General features: G+C 66.5%; 19 protein-coding genes. 9 read left to right on the forward strand and 10 right to left on the reverse strand.

Annotated elements, in window-relative coordinates:
- The first annotated feature begins 32 nt into the window (after positions 1-32).
- From B9A95_RS18295 to crtI, 3 genes are all read left to right on the forward strand, one after another.
- Positions 33-746, forward strand: coding sequence for a class I SAM-dependent methyltransferase (locus B9A95_RS18295; protein ID WP_245808372.1), 714 nt, complete (start codon positions 33-35; stop codon positions 744-746).
- Positions 747-795: 49 nt separating this feature from the next.
- Positions 796-1,695, forward strand: a complete 900-nt coding sequence (locus B9A95_RS18300; protein WP_084048605.1) for a phytoene/squalene synthase family protein — start codon at positions 796-798, stop codon at positions 1,693-1,695.
- Positions 1,696-1,960: 265 nt separating this feature from the next.
- The gene (gene crtI / locus B9A95_RS18305; protein WP_084050816.1) at positions 1,961-3,658 is read left to right on the forward strand and encodes a phytoene desaturase family protein; all 1,698 of its coding nucleotides are present in this window, start codon (positions 1,961-1,963) and stop codon (positions 3,656-3,658) included.
- Between the two features lie 49 nt (positions 3,659-3,707).
- Here the strand turns inward: crtI and B9A95_RS18310 are convergent, their stop codons facing one another.
- On the reverse strand, positions 3,708-4,538 hold the full coding sequence (locus B9A95_RS18310) for a M12 family metallopeptidase (protein WP_084048606.1): 831 nt from the start codon (positions 4,536-4,538) through the stop codon (positions 3,708-3,710).
- Positions 4,539-4,626: 88 nt separating this feature from the next.
- Complete coding sequence (locus tag B9A95_RS18315) at positions 4,627-5,475, reverse strand: alpha/beta hydrolase (protein ID WP_084048607.1); 849 nt, start codon at positions 5,473-5,475, stop codon at positions 4,627-4,629.
- 77 nt (positions 5,476-5,552) lie between these two features.
- Between B9A95_RS18315 and B9A95_RS18320 the strand changes: the two genes are divergently transcribed.
- From B9A95_RS18320 to B9A95_RS33940, 3 genes are all read left to right on the forward strand, one after another.
- On the forward strand, positions 5,553-5,993 hold the full coding sequence (locus tag B9A95_RS18320; RefSeq protein WP_084050817.1) for an OsmC family protein: 441 nt from the start codon (positions 5,553-5,555) through the stop codon (positions 5,991-5,993).
- Between the two features lie 122 nt (positions 5,994-6,115).
- Positions 6,116-6,682, forward strand: a complete 567-nt coding sequence (locus tag B9A95_RS18325) for a hypothetical protein (RefSeq protein ID WP_084048608.1) — start codon at positions 6,116-6,118, stop codon at positions 6,680-6,682.
- A 57-nt stretch (positions 6,683-6,739) separates the two neighbouring features.
- Positions 6,740-6,886 (forward strand): hypothetical protein, encoded by a 147-nt coding sequence (locus B9A95_RS33940; protein ID WP_170928705.1) that lies wholly within the window; start codon positions 6,740-6,742, stop codon positions 6,884-6,886.
- An 8-nt stretch (positions 6,887-6,894) separates the two neighbouring features.
- Here B9A95_RS33940 and B9A95_RS18330 read toward each other — a convergent pair whose 3' ends face one another.
- From B9A95_RS18330 to B9A95_RS18340, 3 genes are read right to left on the reverse strand one after another with little or no spacing between them, the layout of a single operon-like run.
- Positions 6,895-7,101 (reverse strand): hypothetical protein, encoded by a 207-nt coding sequence (locus B9A95_RS18330; RefSeq protein WP_084048609.1) that lies wholly within the window; start codon positions 7,099-7,101, stop codon positions 6,895-6,897.
- A gap of 53 nt (positions 7,102-7,154) precedes the next feature.
- Positions 7,155-7,757: a GrpB family protein gene (locus B9A95_RS18335; protein WP_212648345.1), complete on the reverse strand. Its 603-nt coding sequence runs from the start codon at positions 7,755-7,757 to the stop codon at positions 7,155-7,157.
- On the reverse strand, positions 7,754-8,107 hold the full coding sequence (locus B9A95_RS18340) for a winged helix-turn-helix transcriptional regulator (RefSeq protein WP_084048610.1): 354 nt from the start codon (positions 8,105-8,107) through the stop codon (positions 7,754-7,756). Before B9A95_RS18340 ends, B9A95_RS18335 begins: the two co-directional genes overlap by 4 nt.
- 86 nt (positions 8,108-8,193) lie before the next feature.
- Between B9A95_RS18340 and B9A95_RS18345 the strand changes: the two genes are divergently transcribed.
- A complete protein-coding gene (locus B9A95_RS18345; RefSeq protein ID WP_084048611.1) occupies positions 8,194-8,820 on the forward strand; it encodes a nitroreductase family protein in 627 nt (208 codons plus the stop codon).
- A 1,265-nt stretch (positions 8,821-10,085) separates the two neighbouring features.
- Entirely contained in the window at positions 10,086-10,289 is a 204-nt protein-coding gene (locus B9A95_RS18355; RefSeq protein ID WP_084048613.1) for a hypothetical protein, read from the forward strand.
- Positions 10,290-10,401: 112 nt separating this feature from the next.
- Here the strand turns inward: B9A95_RS18355 and mntB are convergent, their stop codons facing one another.
- The 5 genes from mntB to B9A95_RS35550 form a co-directional block, all read right to left on the reverse strand.
- Positions 10,402-11,205, reverse strand: a complete 804-nt coding sequence (gene mntB / locus B9A95_RS18360; protein WP_084048614.1) for a manganese ABC transporter permease MntB — start codon at positions 11,203-11,205, stop codon at positions 10,402-10,404.
- 88 nt (positions 11,206-11,293) lie between these two features.
- Entirely contained in the window at positions 11,294-12,016 is a 723-nt protein-coding gene (gene mntA, locus B9A95_RS18365) for a manganese ABC transporter ATP-binding protein MntA (protein WP_084050819.1), read from the reverse strand.
- 59 nt (positions 12,017-12,075) lie between these two features.
- Positions 12,076-12,984, reverse strand: coding sequence for a manganese ABC transporter substrate-binding protein MntC (mntC, locus tag B9A95_RS18370; RefSeq protein WP_084048615.1), 909 nt, complete (start codon positions 12,982-12,984; stop codon positions 12,076-12,078).
- Positions 12,981-13,226 carry a L28 family ribosomal protein gene (locus B9A95_RS18375; protein WP_084048616.1) on the reverse strand — a complete coding sequence of 82 codons (246 nt, stop codon included), beginning with the start codon at positions 13,224-13,226 and terminating at the stop codon, positions 12,981-12,983. Before B9A95_RS18375 ends, mntC begins: the two co-directional genes overlap by 4 nt.
- Before the next feature lie 250 nt (positions 13,227-13,476).
- Positions 13,477-13,635: a GTP-binding protein gene (locus tag B9A95_RS35550; protein WP_084048617.1), complete on the reverse strand. Its 159-nt coding sequence runs from the start codon at positions 13,633-13,635 to the stop codon at positions 13,477-13,479.
- 447 nt (positions 13,636-14,082) lie between these two features.
- On the opposite strand from B9A95_RS35550, the gene treS reads away from it, so the two are divergent.
- Positions 14,083-15,756 (forward strand): maltose alpha-D-glucosyltransferase, encoded by a 1,674-nt coding sequence (gene treS, locus B9A95_RS18385; protein ID WP_084050820.1) that lies wholly within the window; start codon positions 14,083-14,085, stop codon positions 15,754-15,756.
- The last annotated feature ends 41 nt before the right edge of the window (positions 15,757-15,797 follow it).

The following is a 15,797-nucleotide window of genomic DNA, read 5'->3' on the forward strand; positions in this document are numbered from 1 at the left end:
GCAGACCAGTCTCGCCCAGCATAATGAACGTCATGAGCGGCCCGTTCCAGAGCCAAGAAACCCTCAACCCCGCAAAGCCGCTCACAATGGCCTCCCTTACCCTCGCGCAGCGGAGCAACCGCTGGCCAGTCACTGCCGCCGGATACGCTGCCTGGCGGGCACAGGCGCTGACGCTCCTCTCGGGGCAGCCGTTCTCGTTGGCGCGTGAGGCCGCCCTCTTTCGCCGCCTCTGCGGGCCCCAGCCGGGAGAGACGTGGCTCGACGCGGGCACGAGTACGGGGTTTTATGCGGGCGTACTCGCGGGGCAGGGGTGCCGCGTCCTCGCCGCCGATCTCAGCGCGCCCATGCTGCGGGAGGCGCAGAGGCGCGAGTCCCATTCGGGCATCGACTGGATGCTCACCAATCTGGAGGCGAGCGGGTTACCTGACGCCGCCTTCGACGGCGTGACCATCGGCGCCACCCTCAACGAGACGCACCACCCCGCGCGCTTTCTGGCCGAACTCGCCCGGCTCATCCGGCCTGGCGGGCAACTCTGGCTGATGTACGTGCCGCGCACCGGGGGGCCGCTGCAACGCCTGCTGTCCCGGCCGGTGCTGGGGGGCCTCACCTTCCCCGATCCGGCCTGGGTGGGGCGGCAGCTTCCGGGCTGTGTCCGCACAGACGGCTTACGTATGGGGGCGGTGGCGTTTGAGCGGTACGTGAAGGAGAACTCTGGGGTGCGGAGAGGTTTCTGTAAGAAAGCGTGACGTTCTGCGCCTGGGACGCCCTTACACTCGCAGGCAGAGGAGATAGACTGTGCCCACCCCTGCCCCCCCAATTCCTGCCGCCCCTCCATCCGGGGCCACCGAACATTGCCGGGACGTGACGCGCCAGCACAGCCAGACCTTCTACCTGGGCTCGCAGTTCTTTCCCCTCCGCGAGCGCCGGGCGGTCTGGGCCGTTTACGCTGCTTGCCGCGAGGGCGACGACTGCGTGGACGAGCGTACAGGGAAGGATGCCGAGCAGGCCCTCGCCGCGTGGTGGGACCGGGTGCAGGCCGCCTACGCGGGCCGCCCCGCGCCGGACCCCATCTCGCAGGCGCTCGCCTGGGCGGTGGCCCACTGGCCGGTGCCCCTCTCCGCGTTCGAGGAACTGCACGAGGGCCTGCGGACGGACCTTCAGGCCCACCCGTACCGCAATATGGACGACCTGATCCTGTATTGCCGCCGGGTGGCGGGGGTGGTGGGCTTTATGGTGGCCCCCATCTGCGGCTACCGGGGCGGCGAGCGCACCCTCTACGCGGCGCTGCGGCTGGGCCAGGCCATGCAGCTCACCAACATCTTGCGCGACGTGGGCGAGGACCTGGAGCGTGGGCGGGTCTACCTGCCCGACACACTGCTGCGCGAGTACGGCGTTACCCGCCCCATGCTGGAGCGTGGGCACGTGACCCCCGAATACCGTGCGCTGATGCGCCACCTCTCGGCGCTGGCCCGCGACTGGTATGCCGAGGGCCGCATGGGGATTCCCTGTCTGAACGGCTCGGCCCGGCTGGCTGTGCAGACGGCCGCCCGCTCCTACGAGGGCATACTGGACGACCTCGCGCGCGGCGATTTCGACAACTTCCGCCGCCGGGCACACGTGAGCGGCACGCGCAAATTGCTGATGCTGCCGCAGGCGTGGTGGGAACTCCGGCTGGCAGGGAGTGTGGGGGTGTAAAAAGCGGTCAGCTTTCGGGTGGCAGCAAAATTTACAGAGGGGGCTTGAGGTGCGCCTCTTCCCCTTCCCCTTGATGGGGGACCGGTACAACTCGCACCGCGAGAGGCCAGAGGGGGTGAGCGGGCCGGGCGTTCCGGGCCCTCTGAAAGCCAACACAGGCGGGCCACCTTCGGCGTCCACCCCCTTCCCAGCCCTCTCCACAAAGCGGAGGGAAAAAATCCTCGCCCTCTTTTCACTGTAAGGATTCTCCATGTCCACCTTCCCCATGACGGACCCCTCTCTCCCGCCCGCCCCCTCCAGACGGAAAAAGGCCCTCATCATCGGCTCGGGCTTCGGTGGCCTGAGCCTTGGTATCCGGCTGCAGAGCCTGGGCTTCGACACCACCATTCTCGAAAAGATGGACGGCCCAGGCGGGCGGGCGTACCAGAAGCGCACGCCGGACGGCTACGTGTTTGACATGGGGCCCACCGTCATCACCGTGCCGCACTTCATTGAGGAACTGTTCGCGCTGGAACGGAACGGCGGTCGGCTGGACCAGCCCGATTACCCGCCCCACGTCCTGACGGGCGAGCGCGTTCGGGAAGGGGAGAGCGGCGGCCCGCGCACCCGCGACTACGTGCGGCTGGTGCCCATCTTGCCCTTCTACCGCATCTATTTCGACGACGGCACGTACTTCGACTACGACGGTGACCCGGGGAGCACCCGCCGCCAGATCGCCGCACTCGCGCCGGAGGATCTCGCTGGGTACGAGCGCTTTCACCGCGGCGCTCAGGCCATTTTCGAGCGTGGCTTTCTGGAACTGGGCTATACGCACTTCGGTGACCCCGCCACCATGTTCCGCGTGGTGCCGGACCTGCTGCGGCTGGACGCGGTTCGGACGCTCTTTTCCTTCACGAGCAAGTATTTCCAGTCGCCCAAGATGCGGCAGGTCTTTTCCTTCGAGACGCTGCTGATCGGCGGCAATCCGCTCTCGGTGCCCGCGATCTACGCGATGATCCACTTCGTCGAGAAGACCTGGGGCATCCACTATGCGCTGGGGGGGACGGGGGCCCTCGTGCGCGCCTTTGTCCAGAAGTTTGAGGAACTCGGCGGGCGCATCGAGTACGGCTCGGAAGTGGAGAAGGTGCTCGTCACGGATAACCGGGGCCGCCCGGTGCGGGCGCCCATTGGAAGGCGTGTGGCGCGCGGCGTGCGGTTGCGCGGCGGCGAGGAGATGCACGCGGACCTCGTGGTGAGCAACGGCGACTGGGCCAACACGTACCTCAAGCGGGTGCCCCGGGCGGCGCGACTGGTGAATACGGACCTGCGCGTCAAGGCCGCCCGCCAGAGCATGAGCCTGGTGGTGGTCTACTTCGGCTTCCGCGACGACCCAGCCCGCCCGCTGGACCTGCGCCACCACAACATCATCCTGGGGCCGCGCTATGAGGAACTGCTCACCGAGATTTTTGGCCGGAAGGTGCTGGGGGCCGACTTCAGCCAGTACCTGCACGTTCCCACCCTGACCGATCCGAGCCTTGCTCCGCCCGGACACCACGCGGCCTACACGCTCATTCCTGTGCCCCACCACGGCGGGGGGATCGACTGGAACGCCGAGGGGCCGAAGCTGGTGGATAAGGTGCTCGCCTTTCTGGAGGAGCGCGGATACATTCCGGCGCTACGTGAGCGGCTGACGCATCTGGAATTCGTTACGCCCGATTACTTTGCAAACACCCTCGACAGCCACCTCGGCAACGCCTTTGGCCCCGAGCCCATGCTGGCCCAGAGCGCCTACTTCCGCCCGCATAACCGCTCGGAGGATGTGCGTAACCTCTACCTGGTGGGCGCGGGCGCGCAGCCCGGGGCAGGGACGCCAAGCGTGATGATGAGCGCCAAGATGACGGCGCGGCTGATCGCGGAAGATTTTGGGTTGCATCCGGAGGTGCGGAGCGGTGGAGTCGCGCGCGCAGAGGGCCAAGGGCAGTAGAAAAAACCCGCCGGAGGAGGCGGGCCTTGGGTTCGGCGGAGCGCGCGCTTCAGCGCGGGTACATGAAGTTGATGGTGGACTTGTCGGTGGTGCTGTAGCCGTTTCGCTGTCCCATGCGGTTCAGGTCTATGGCGCTGTTGAGCGGCTTGATCGCCAGTTTGCCGTTGAAGTAGGCGGGGTAGTGCATGATCGAGTCGAAGTCGTAGGGGCCGTAGCCCTTGGAGCCGCTGCGAATCTGGTACTGGCTCTGCCAGTCGGCGGGAATGTTGTTCCACTGGATGGCGACGTAGGAGTCGCGGTCCGGGCGGGTCTGCTCGTGAAAGAGGCCCATCGCGTGGCCGAACTCGTGCATGATGCTGCCCACTGTGCAGCGGTCCGCCAGCGTTAGCGTCTGCCGCCCGCCCACCATCCCGAGACTGCTGGAGCATTCGGTGCCGGTGTTGTAGGTGATCTGCACGTAGTTCGCCTGGCTGGTGCGCGGCGTGACCACGACGTTGGTGGTATTGCGAATGTTGGCGGCGGCCTGGTTTACCCGGTCGCGCACGGCCTGGGGCACAGTGCTGGCGAAGGTGTAGGGAATGGTGCGGCCCGTCCAGCGGTAACGGGTATCTACCACATAGGTGCCCTGGGGCCCAAGCGCGTTCACGTCGTCTGCGGCGATGATGTCGTCTTCGAGCAGCAACATGCCGTCACGCACGAAGGCCGTCACGGTCTGGCGGCTGCCGTCTTCCAGAATCAGGGTCACGGAGCGCGTGTCGGGTCTGGCGGCACTCATCCCGCCGTTCGGGCCGGTAACGCTCCCGACCGCCTCCTGGGGAGCGGTGGAGCAGGAAGCGAGGACGGCAGACAGCAGGGTAAGCAGGGGCAGGGTGCGGCGCATGGGTAAAACCTCCGTATGGGATGGAGGTGCAGCCTATCCGCCCAGGGGTGATGAAGCCGTGATTGCGCTGTGTCCCGCCCTCCCAGGGTCAACCCGTGCGCTGACTCCGCTTCCGCAACCACCCCAGGATCAGGGCCAGTACCTCCGCGCGCGGCTCGTCGTTCAGCAACTCGTGATAGCCGCCCTCCACGAGTTGCAGCGTTTTATCGGTGGCGGAGATCAGCTGTATAAACCGTTTGGACCCGTTCACATCCGTCACCCGGTCGGCCGTTCCGTGAACCACCAAGGTGGGCAGCGTCCAGCGCGGGTATTTGGCCCACAGTTCGCCGCTCAGGCGCAGCATGGACGCGCCCGTCAGCGCAGGTACCCGGCCCTGATAGATCAGCGGGTCCGAACGGTAGGCCGCTTCCTCCTCGGCCAGGCGCGACAGCACGCCTTCGCCCAGATCGGTCACGGGAGCGGCGGGAGCGAGTTTCGCCAGCATGGGGGCCAGCGCTTTGAGCCACTGGGGCTGGTCCTCCCCGATCAGGAGGGCGGGGCTGGAAAGAATCACGCCTGCCAGTCCCCGGGGATCTCGCGCCACGCTCGCCGCTGTCACCAATCCGCCCAGCGAGTGCCCGAAGGCATAGAGGGGCAGGGGCTGAGCCCGCAGCGTTTCGCGCACCCGCAGGTGGTCTTCTTCCAGTTGCGCCGTGTCAACCACCGCCCGCCGCCCCTCCGAGCGCCCGTGTCCCCGTTGGTCGTAGGCGTACACCGTGAAGCCTGCCCCCACCAGCGCGGGAATCAGGCGGTGGTACCGCTCCACGTAGCGCCCGGCGTGCTCGCCGAAGCCGTGGGTGAGCAGCACGGCGGCCAGCGGCCCATCGGCGTGCCAGACGTAACCGGTGACGGGCGTGCCCGCGTTCCAGGGAGACGGCTCCCACGTTGCGTTGTGCATACCCGGCAGTCTAACCCTCACGGCAGATCAAGGGATTTCTTACGCAATCGGGGAGCGGAATGGCCAGACTGGGCCCCATGGCAGATATTGCGCGCAAGGCGAGCGCCCACTGGACGGGCGATCTGATGAAGGGCCAGGGCACCGTGAGCACCGGCAGCGGCACCCTCAAGGACGCCCAGTATTCCTTCAAGACCCGCTTTCAGGAGGGTGTGGGCACCAACCCCGAGGAACTCCTCGCCGCCGCCCATGCGGGCTGCTTCACCATGCAGCTCTCGGCGCTGCTTGCCGGGCACGGTCACGATCCCCAGGACCTGCGGACCGAGGCCACCTGCGAGATGGTGCGCGACGGAGCAGGCTTCAAGATCAGCACCATGCGCCTTACCATTCGGGGCAAGGTGGGCAACATCGATGGTGCCGAGTTCGAGCGCCACGTGGGAGAGGCGGCCAAGCTGTGCCCGCTGAGCCGTGTGATGGCGGGCAACGTGGAAATCGTTCACGAGGCCGTGCTCGAGGGGTAAGCCTTCGGCAGTCCGCTTGCAGCCCTCAGCATTTCAAGTCCCTGTTCCGGCGGGGGCTTTTTCTGTTGAGGGAACAGTCATTTGGCCGATGTGCTGCGTCCTGACGCCCGGTACGGTGAGTCATGAGCCACCTGTATTACCTCGTCGGCCCGCCTGGATGTGGCAAGCGGACCGTAGGCCAGGCGCTGTCACGGCTGACGGGCGCGGCGCTGCTGGACAACCACCTCGCCAATGATCCGGTGTTCACGGCCTTTGGGCTGGACGGCGTCCGCCCCGTGCCCGATCACGCCTGGCCCTTCGTGGCCCGCATTCGCGCCGTGCTGCACGAGGCCGCGCTCGCTGCCCCGCCCGAGGTGAGCCACATCTTTACCAACTACCTCGCCAACCTGCCGGGCGAGGCGAACGCGCTGAACAAGCTGCGGGAACTGGCCGCTGGTCGGGGCGCCGTTTTCGTGCCCGTGTGGTTGGGCTGCCCGCTGCCCGAACTCGAACGGCGCGTCACCCTGCCCGAGCGGCGCGAGCGGTTGAAGCTGCGCGACCCGGCAGGCCTGCGTGACCTGCTGGAACGGGCTGGAACGCTGCCCCCGCCTCCAGATGCCCTGCTGCTGAACACCGCCACCTTAGAGCCCGCCGAGGCTGCGCGGCAAATCTTGGCCTTTGCCCAGGCTCCAGCGCAGGTCGCGGGTTGAGGCCCGCGGTGCTGCTGGACAGCCGTCTCTTTCAGGACGCCGTGTACAGGCCCCACGGTGCGTGATCCGGCCACCTTACGCGAGACGTTGGCGAGCATCGGCGACCCTGCCCCCACCCCCCGCGCCATCCGCCTCGACACCTCCGCCCTCTCGCCTGCCAATGCGGCGCTCCCGATCGCATGGCCCTGGGAAGCGCTGTTCTGATCATCCCCTCAATCCAGCTGAAAGCGGACCGGCTCGGTGTCTTCGCGCACCACCTGTTCGTCGGGTTCCAGGCCGTGACTGCCAAACAGTCCACCTGCCACCTGGCTTACGCCCAGGGGATCGCCCAGCCGCCGGTCCCGGTCCAGGGGGCGGATAAAGAACGACAGCACGATCAGGCCCAGCGGCAGCACGAGAAAGATCAGGATGGCCGTCATGCCTCATCGTAGAGAACTGCGGCCAACGGTGATGTGACGGACGCCGGGGCTGCTTAGGCGTCCGAAGGTGGGAGGGCCCAGCCCACCCTGTCTGCCCAGTCCTCCGCCGCCGCCACGATCAGGTCCATAACTGGGTTTTTGACCGCGTAGTAGGCGTCCACGTCGCCACCGTGCAGGTGGGCGAGTTGCACCTTGACCCCACCGTAAGCCGCCGCCGCGCCCGCGTTTGCCCGCAGGTAGTCGCGCATGAGCAGGGCGTAACGCTGGTTTGCGCGCCCCAGCTCGCGGAGATGCACGTGCGTTCGCCGCGGTTCGCTCGCATAGCGCTTGGCGAGTTCGCTTTCCGGCCAGTTCAAGCTGGGGCGCGCGTCGTCCGCCTGCACCTCCGACCGGGTCTGCAGGCCCAACGCGGCAAGTTCGGGCAGCCACAGGTCCGCGTCTTCCAGTCGGCGAACGGTGACCTGCACGTCCAGCACGTCCTTGGCTGCGAGGCCAGGCACAGAGGTGGAGCCGATGTGGTGAATGGACAGGGCCCGTTTTCCGAGCACCTCACGCAATCTCTGCGCGAAGGTCTGGAAACGGACGGGCCAGCCGGGATCGGCGGAGACAATCTGGAGGCGTTTGGGCGCGAGCGGCCCTGTCAACGGCTCCGTCACCCGGCGCAGCGGTGTTCGGGCGTGTCGTCCTCGTGCAGGTGGGTACGGCCCCAGCTGCCGATGGCGTCGATCACGGCCTGGAGCTCGCGGCCGGCGGGCGTCAGACCATACACGCTGCGGGCCAGCTTGCCGTGGCTGTCTTCGGTGCGCTTGGTGATGAGGGCCAGGGCTTCGAGGTGTTCCAGGCGTTGCGTGAGGGTAGCGCTGTTGCAGCCTCCAACGGCCCGGGCCAGCTCGTTGAAGCCTTTTTCACCGTCCAGCAGAGCGCGGACAATGTGCAGCACCCACTTCTCCTGCAACACGCCGATGGCCCGGTAGACCGGGCAAAAATTGGGGTGCGCGCTGCTCATATGCAGACTATACACTCCCTGACCGGGCAGACTGCGGCGTGAATCACACCGCTTGACTTTTCAAACCACTTTGCTAATATTGGCCCATGACCACGAACTCCACCCTCACCCGCCCCCTGACCGCCACCGAAGCCATCGAGAGCCGCCGCAGCATCCGCAAGTTCGTGCAGGAACCCATCAACCAGGAAGACCTTCACGAGATTCTGCGCCTGGCCAGCCTCGCTCCCAGCGCGTGGAATGCCCAGACCTGGCGCTTTGCGGTGGTGCAGAACCCCGAGATCAAGGCCCAGCTGCGCGAGGCCGCCTACGGTCAGGCGCAGGTCACCGACGCCCCCGCGGTCATCGTGGTGTACAGCGACATGGAAGACACCCTGCAGACGGTGGAGGAGACCGCTCACCCCGGCATGGGGGAGGCCGGGCGCACCGGTCAGCGCGGCACCTTTGACCGCGCGTTCGGTACGCAGGAGGTGGCGCAGCGCGGCGCTTGGGGTCTGACGCAGGCCAACATTGCCTTCGGCTTCCTGATGGTCGCTGCTCGCGGCCTGGGCTACGACACGGTGCCCATGCTCGGCTTCCAGCCCGACAAGGTCAAGGAAATCCTCGGCCTGCCCGAGCACGTGCAGTTCGCGGGTCTGCTGCCCGTCGGCAAGCGTGCCGAGGAAGGCTTCCCGCACCACCGCCACAGTGTGGACCGCATCGCGAAGTTCTACTGATCTCCCGAAGATCGGCAAATTGGAGGGGCCGCCGGGGTGGATATTCCGCCCGGCGGCCCCTCCAATTTTAATTGAAGGGTTGGAGCTTTGGCGGCTGGGGCACGTATGGCGGGTCACCCACCCCCTGCTGGGGCAACGCTCAAGCGCTGGACCCGAAAAGGGGCACCTCGCTTTTTTCTGTTCGGCTTTTTGCGGGTGATGAAGGTGCAGACAACGCCGGGGCCATCGCCACCAAGCGGCGCAGGGCCCCGGCGTGCAGCGCCCGGAGATTCATAAGGATTCCGGTGAATCCATCATGAAATAACGCGGCAACCCAGGCGGAGTGAGCAGAAAAAACGGTGACACAGAGGGGTGGAATCACCGGAGCGGGCGGAACGGATGACCTGGAAACCGTATGAACTCGCCCCACAGTCTCGTGCTGTCCACCCAGGGCGGCGGGGCGTACCTCTGTACGTGAGCGAGGCCAACCGCATGAGCCGTTATCCCCACGCCGGCGGCGTGCCGAACGCTTCCGCTGGGCAGGTGATCGTGTCGGGTCTCTCCGATACCAGCTTGCCCGAGCTGCGGGGCAACTCCAGGCACGCGCCGAAAAACATCGCTCTGACCGGACAGGACCATTTGCGCGGCCCGCTTCACCATCAGGATCTCGGTAGGCTCAACACGGGTTTTCCCCCTATGGGCGAGCGCACCCGCGCGGATGCCGTTCCAGGGGAGAGGACGCAAGTCCCAGACTTCCCCTTGAAAGAACGGCATCCGGACCCCGGGCCAACCCGGACTGTCGGGAACAGGGTAACCCTGCCCGGCCTGGAATATGGGTCAAAGTGCGGACTTCTTTTTGACCGGGCCAGGCGGGCGAACTTGAATAGGTATGGGGGAGAAGGGGGAGCCCTGGGGGCTGCCCTTCCACCTGTTTCGGGAGCGGATCACGGCTCCCTCGCCCCCCATTGGGAGCCCACGCTGCGCTCCAGTCGAAGGGGAGGACCCAGCCATCAGCAGATGAGCCGCGGGCGGGCGCTGGAGGCCCTGAAGCGGCTGGAGGAGGCCCATGTAGGGGAGGCCTCACCGCACTGAGCTGCGCGGTGGACGCCCTGGGCGCCGGCAATTCGGCGCTCGAAGCGGGGCGACCCGTCCTGACCCTGGCAACTCGCCCGGCTGGGTCATGGTGTCGGTGTGGTCAAACGCCCATAACTTGCCCAGATTGCCCGCCATCACCGCACACGGGCTCAACCGCAACGTGCGCCCGGCCCGGCTGGACCTTTACTCTGGTGGCCGAGGGACGGGCCGAGTCCTTCGCCGGCGGGGTGTGTGGCCTGGGTTCCTGCACCACCACGCTGGGCCTGGAGGAGTTGCGGGGACTGTGGCCCCGACATCAGGCGAGGTTGCACGGGCAAGACTTCGGCGTGGTCCGCGGGTACATCCTCGGCGGCGTGGCGCTATGGGAAACCCAGCACGGTGGGCCTTTCCGGTGACGCCGGATTCGCCCTGGGCGAGCGCGTGGTGCGGGATGACCCCGTCCGCACGGGCCGCAGCGCTGCTCAGGCCCTCTCCGAGCCCTGGCGGCAGATCGAGGAGGAATCGGGGCTACTCGCGCCGACAGGTGAGCAGCGCCAGCAAAAAGATGGCGGTATTGACCAGCACGATGGTCGCTCCCGGAGCGGTATTGGCGTAGTAGCTGATGTACAGGCCGGTCACGCCCCCCAGGATGCCCAGCGCGGCGGCGAGCACGATCATCTTCTTCAGGCTGCGGGCCATCAACCGGGCGGCGGCGCTGGAGGTGATGAGCAGGCTGACGCTGAGGGTGGTTCCCACGAGTTGCACGGTCAAGACCACCACCAGCCCGATCAAGATCAGCAGCAGGTTGTTCAGCCGCCCCACCGGAAGCCCGATGGCCCGCGCCTCGGTGGGATCGAAGGCCGAGAGCAGCAGCTCCTTTTGCACGGCGGTGAGCAGCGCCCCCACCACCACCGTGACGCCCAGCGCGCCCCACAGGTCCGCCGGGGTCACGCCCAGCGGATTGCCAATCAGGAAACTGGCGAGGTCGGTGGTAAAGGTGGATGCCCGGGACAGCATAACCACCCCCAGGGCGAACATGCCCACGAACACGATGCCGATGGCGCTGTCCTGCTTCAGGCCGCTGCGCTGCCCTATCGCCCCGATGCCCAGTGCCGTGAGCACAGCGGCCAGGAGTGCGCCCACCAGCAGGTTCCCTTTCGTCAGAAACGCCCCCACGATGCCCGGCAACACCGCGTGGCTCATCGCGTCCCCGATGTAACTCAGGCCCCGCAGCACCACCCACGCGCCCACAAGCGCGCACAGCAAGCTGACGAGCACGACGGCGGCGAGCGCCCGCACGAAAAAGTCGAACTGGAGGGGATCGGTCAGCATGGGGAGCCTTCGGCCCGCAGCGCGGAGCGCAGAGGGGTAAAAAAGCCCGCGCGCGCTCCTGCGGAGCTGTTCAGGTCTGCCCTCTGCATCATGCCTCCGCGTGCGTGTGCCCAAGGTGACTGGAGCTGAACGTCGCCTCGATGTTGTGCGGCGTGTAGACGTGCTCGGGCGTGCCGTCCGCGATGATGCGGCGGTTGACCAGAACGAGGTGATCGCACCAGCGCCGGGCCTGCTCCAGATCGTGGGTGACCATAACCACCGAGCGGCCTCCATCGGCCTGTTCGCGCAGCAGGGCCATCAGTTGCTCCTGCGTCGTGGCGTCCACGCCGGTGAGCGGTTCGTCGAGCAACAGCACCCGTGCGTCCCTCGCCAGCATCCGCGCGAGCAGCACGCGCTGGCGCTGGCCGCCGCTGAGTGCGCCGATGTGCCGTCCGCGCAAGTCGTACACGCCGGTCTGGCGCAGCGCACCGGCCACCTGCTCGCGGTCGGCCCGGCCTGGCCAGCGCAGCCAGCCCAGGCGTCCGGTGCGGCCCATCATCGCCACGTCCCACACGGTGACCGGAAAACCCCAGTCCAGCGTCTGCTGCTGGGGCACGTAGGCCACGTCGTCCCGGGCACTGCCGCCCCCCGAAAACGTCACCTCACCTGAGGACGGCGTGGTCAGGCCCACCAGCGTCTTGAGCAGGGTGCTCTTGCCCGCGCCGTTGGGCCCGATCACGGCGCTGAAGGTACCTGGCGCGAAGCGCACCGTCGCGCCCTCCAGCGCCGTGTGCGCACCGTACCGTACCGTCAGGTTCTCCACGCCCAGCATCGGGTCAGGATACTCCGACGGGCCTTGATACTGCGAGGACAGAATCAACTGCGAGGACGTCACCGGAGGGCCTTCACCATGAGGTCCACATTGGCCCGGAACGCCTTCAGGTAGGTGTCGCCCGTGCTGCCTGCCAGGCCGAGGGCGTCGGTGTAGAGGGGTGGGGCCACTTTCGCGCCTGTTTCCCGCGCCAGCGTCTGCGCGAGGCGGGCGTTGACCGTGTTTTCGGTAAAGATGATCCGCGCGCCGCTCTTTCTCACCGTCTGAATCAGGCCCGCGAGTTCACGTGCGCTCGGTTCGCGCTCGGTACCCAGGCCGGGAATAACCACGCCGACGAGCCGCAGGCCGTAGTGGTTGGCAAAGTAATGCAGGCTGTCGTGGTTGGTCACGATCTGGCGGTGGGTGGCGGGCAGGGTGGCGAACTGCTTGGTCGCGTAGGCGTCCAGCCCGATCACCCGTTCCACGAAGCGGTTCAGGTTGTCCGTATACGTTTTTTTGCCTGCTGGATCGAGTTTCGTCAGCGCCACCGCCACGCCCTTCGCGTAGCCCACGGCCAGTTTGGGGTCCCACCAGGCGTGGGGATCGAACGCGCCGTGGCCGTGGTCCTCGCCGCCCTGTGCGTGCCCGGCTTCCTCGTGTTCCTCCTCGCCCGGCCGCAGCTTCAGGCCCGCCGTCAGCGTGACCACCGGAACGCGCGGCGCGGCGGCGGTGACTTTGGGCAGCCACGGCTCCAGCCCTGCGCCGTTGATAAACACCACACGGCTGCCGCTCAGGCCGCGCATGGCGGCGGGCGTGGGCTGGAAGGTGTGGGTGTCGCCTCCCGGGGGCACGATGACGTTCACCTTGACCCGGTTGCCGCCCACCACCTTCACAAAGTCCCCGATGATCGTGGTGGTGGCGCTGACGGTGAGGGGCGCGGCGTGGGCGCTGGCCCCCAGCAGAACGGCAGTCAGGAACAGACGCTTCATGCGAGTTCGGTTCCCCGGACAGGGCCGCGTGCCAGGGTTCGCAGCGTGTGGACACTCAGCCACACCTGCTTAACCACCCCGTTTTCGCGAATGCCCCACTTGTGCAGATTGGCCTTGTGCATCCGCTTGACGGTGCCGGTGGCCTTTCGGCCTACTCCGCCTGCCGCGCGGGCCTTGCCGCGGCGCGTGACGCTGTTGACCGCCGTATTTTTCTTCCCCGTCGGGAAACGCTCTCGGTTCATATTGATTTCTCCTTATCACGAATTGAGAAGGGCAGACTGCAGGCGGCTCCGGATTCAAGTCGGGGTGCTGTCCAGCAGGGCGCCGAGGCCCAAGGGATCCAGCCGCCGACCGATACGGTCTTGCTGAAGGCCTCTCCGAGGTCCAGCCACTTCCCTGCCGTTTCCAGGGCCAGGTGCCGTCCGGTGTAATTTCGCAGGGCCTCCGCGCCGTTTCCAGACGCAGCTGTTGGACGGTAGGGTGATCTGATCGTCAAGACCGGCGATCAGGTTGGCATCCACTTTCACCGTCCCGAACCCACTGACCACCGCGGCGGCCCTCCATCTGGGCAAGCAGGCGGTTGAGCAGCGTTGTCTTGCCCGCGCCGAGAAAGCCGCGCAGCACGGTGGTGAAAGCAGGAGGAGCAACCATAGGCTGATAATGATATTCTAATATCAGTACTGTGGCAAGGTTGACTGGAATCTCCAAGAATCTCTTCAACGCAGCGTTCTGATTGCTGGGCTTGGACGCAGGTGCAGGTCCTGTTGTGGCGGCGTCGCCTCTTCTTCGGGCAGTAGCCTCTATGGCCTCGGTCCCCTGAGCCGCCACAGCGCGGAGCCGACCCCATTCAGGTCCCAGGGGGCACCCTCCGCTTCTTGCGGCAGTGGGGCCTGTTCACGCTCAACGGCGTGCCTCTGCCCGGGGGCTGGAATTCTGGAGGCCGAGACTGGGGGAATACGAAGCCTGACGGAGCTCTCGGACGCCGACGTGAGGGAGGAGCAGCTTCGTTCCCACCGCCTGCTGCCCGTTCGCCGGAACCTGGCGCTCCTCATGCGTCCCTCTGGCACCGATTCCAGTCCTGACCTTAGACTGCCCTCCATGACCCAGACCACCCCCACGCCCGAGTGGTACAAGAGCGCCGTCTTCTACGAACTGTCGGTCCGCACCTTCGCCGACGGCAACGGCGACGGCAAGGGCGACTTTCCCGGCCTGACCGGACGGCTGGATTACCTCAAAGACCTCGGGGTGGACTGCCTGTGGCTGCTGCCCTTCTACCCCAGCCCACTGCGAGACGACGGCTATGACGTGGCCGATTACGTCAGCATCCACCCGGACCTCGGCACCATTGAGGATTTTAAGGTCTTTCTGCGCGAGGCGCACGCGCGGGGGCTGCGGGTGGTCAGCGACCTCGTAACCAACCACACCTCCTCCGACCACCCCTGGTTCCAGGCCGCGCGGCGCGGCCCCACCCTGCCCGACGGCACGCACAACGAATACTTCGACTACTACGTCTGGTCCGATACCGGCGCGGAGTACGCAGGGGCCCGCATCATCTTCACCGATACCGAGACGAGCAACTGGACCTTTGACGAGCAGTGCGGCAAGTATTACTGGCACCGCTTCTTTTCTTCGCAGCCGGACCTGAACTACGACAACCCGCAGGTTCAGGAGGAGATTTTCAAGGCGGTGCGCTTCTGGCTGGATTTGGGCCTCGACGGCTTCCGGGTGGACGCAGTGCCCTACCTCATCGAGCGCGAGGGGACCAACTGCGAGAACCTGCCCGAAACCCATATGATCTTGCAGAACATGCGCGCGATGGTGGACCGTGAGTACCCGGGCCGCCTGCTGCTCGCCGAGGCCAACCAGTGGCCGGAAGACGTGGTGGAGTACTTCGGTACCGAGGAGAAGCCCGAGTTCCACATGTGCTTCAACTTCCCGGTTATGCCGCGGCTGTACATGAGCCTGAAAAAGGAAGACGCCTCCTCCATCCGCGAGATCATGGGACGCCTGCCCGAGATTCCTTCCTTCGGGCAGTGGGCCACCTTCCTGCGCAACCACGACGAGTTGACGCTGGAGATGGTCACCGATGACGAGCGGGCCTTCATGTACGCCGCCTACGCGCCGGACCAGCGCATGAAGCTGAACGTGGGCATTCGCCGCCGCCTCGCGCCGCTGCTCGGCAATGACCGCCGCCGCCTCGAACTGCTGCACGCGGTGCTGTTCGCCCTGCCCGGTAGCCCGATCCTGTACTACGGCGACGAGATCGGCATGGGCGACGATCTGGCCCTCAATGACCGCAACGGCGTTCGAACCCCGATGCAGTGGAGCAGCGGCTTTAACGGCGGCTTTTCCACAGCGGCCCCGGAGCAGTGCTTCTTCCCGCCCATCACCGATATGGTGTACGGCTATAGCCGGGTGAATGTGGCGAGCCAGCAACGTGACCCGGGCAGCTTCCTGAATTGGCTCTCGCGCCAGATCGAGCTGCGGCGCAACCACCCCGCCTTTGCGTATGGGGACCTCACCTTTATCGAAACCGGTAACCCTGCCGTCCTCGCCTTTACCCGCCATCACGGTGACGAAACCATCCTGATCGTAAGCAACTTCGCTGCCTCGGCCCAGGCTGCTGGGCTGGATCTCTCGGACCACGTGGGCCGGGTGCCCATCAGCCTCGCCGGGGGCAGCCACTTCCCAGCGGTGGAGGAGGGCCAGACCTACCCCATGATGCTGGGCAAGCACGACTTTTACTGGCTGAAGCTGAGCGGCGTGCGCTAGACTTTCACGCACTTTATGCTGGAGGCCCTTTCCGTCACGGC

It is taken from the genome of Deinococcus hopiensis KR-140 (assembly GCF_900176165.1).
In the GTDB taxonomy this organism is placed as follows: Bacteria; Deinococcota; Deinococci; order Deinococcales; family Deinococcaceae; genus Deinococcus; species Deinococcus hopiensis.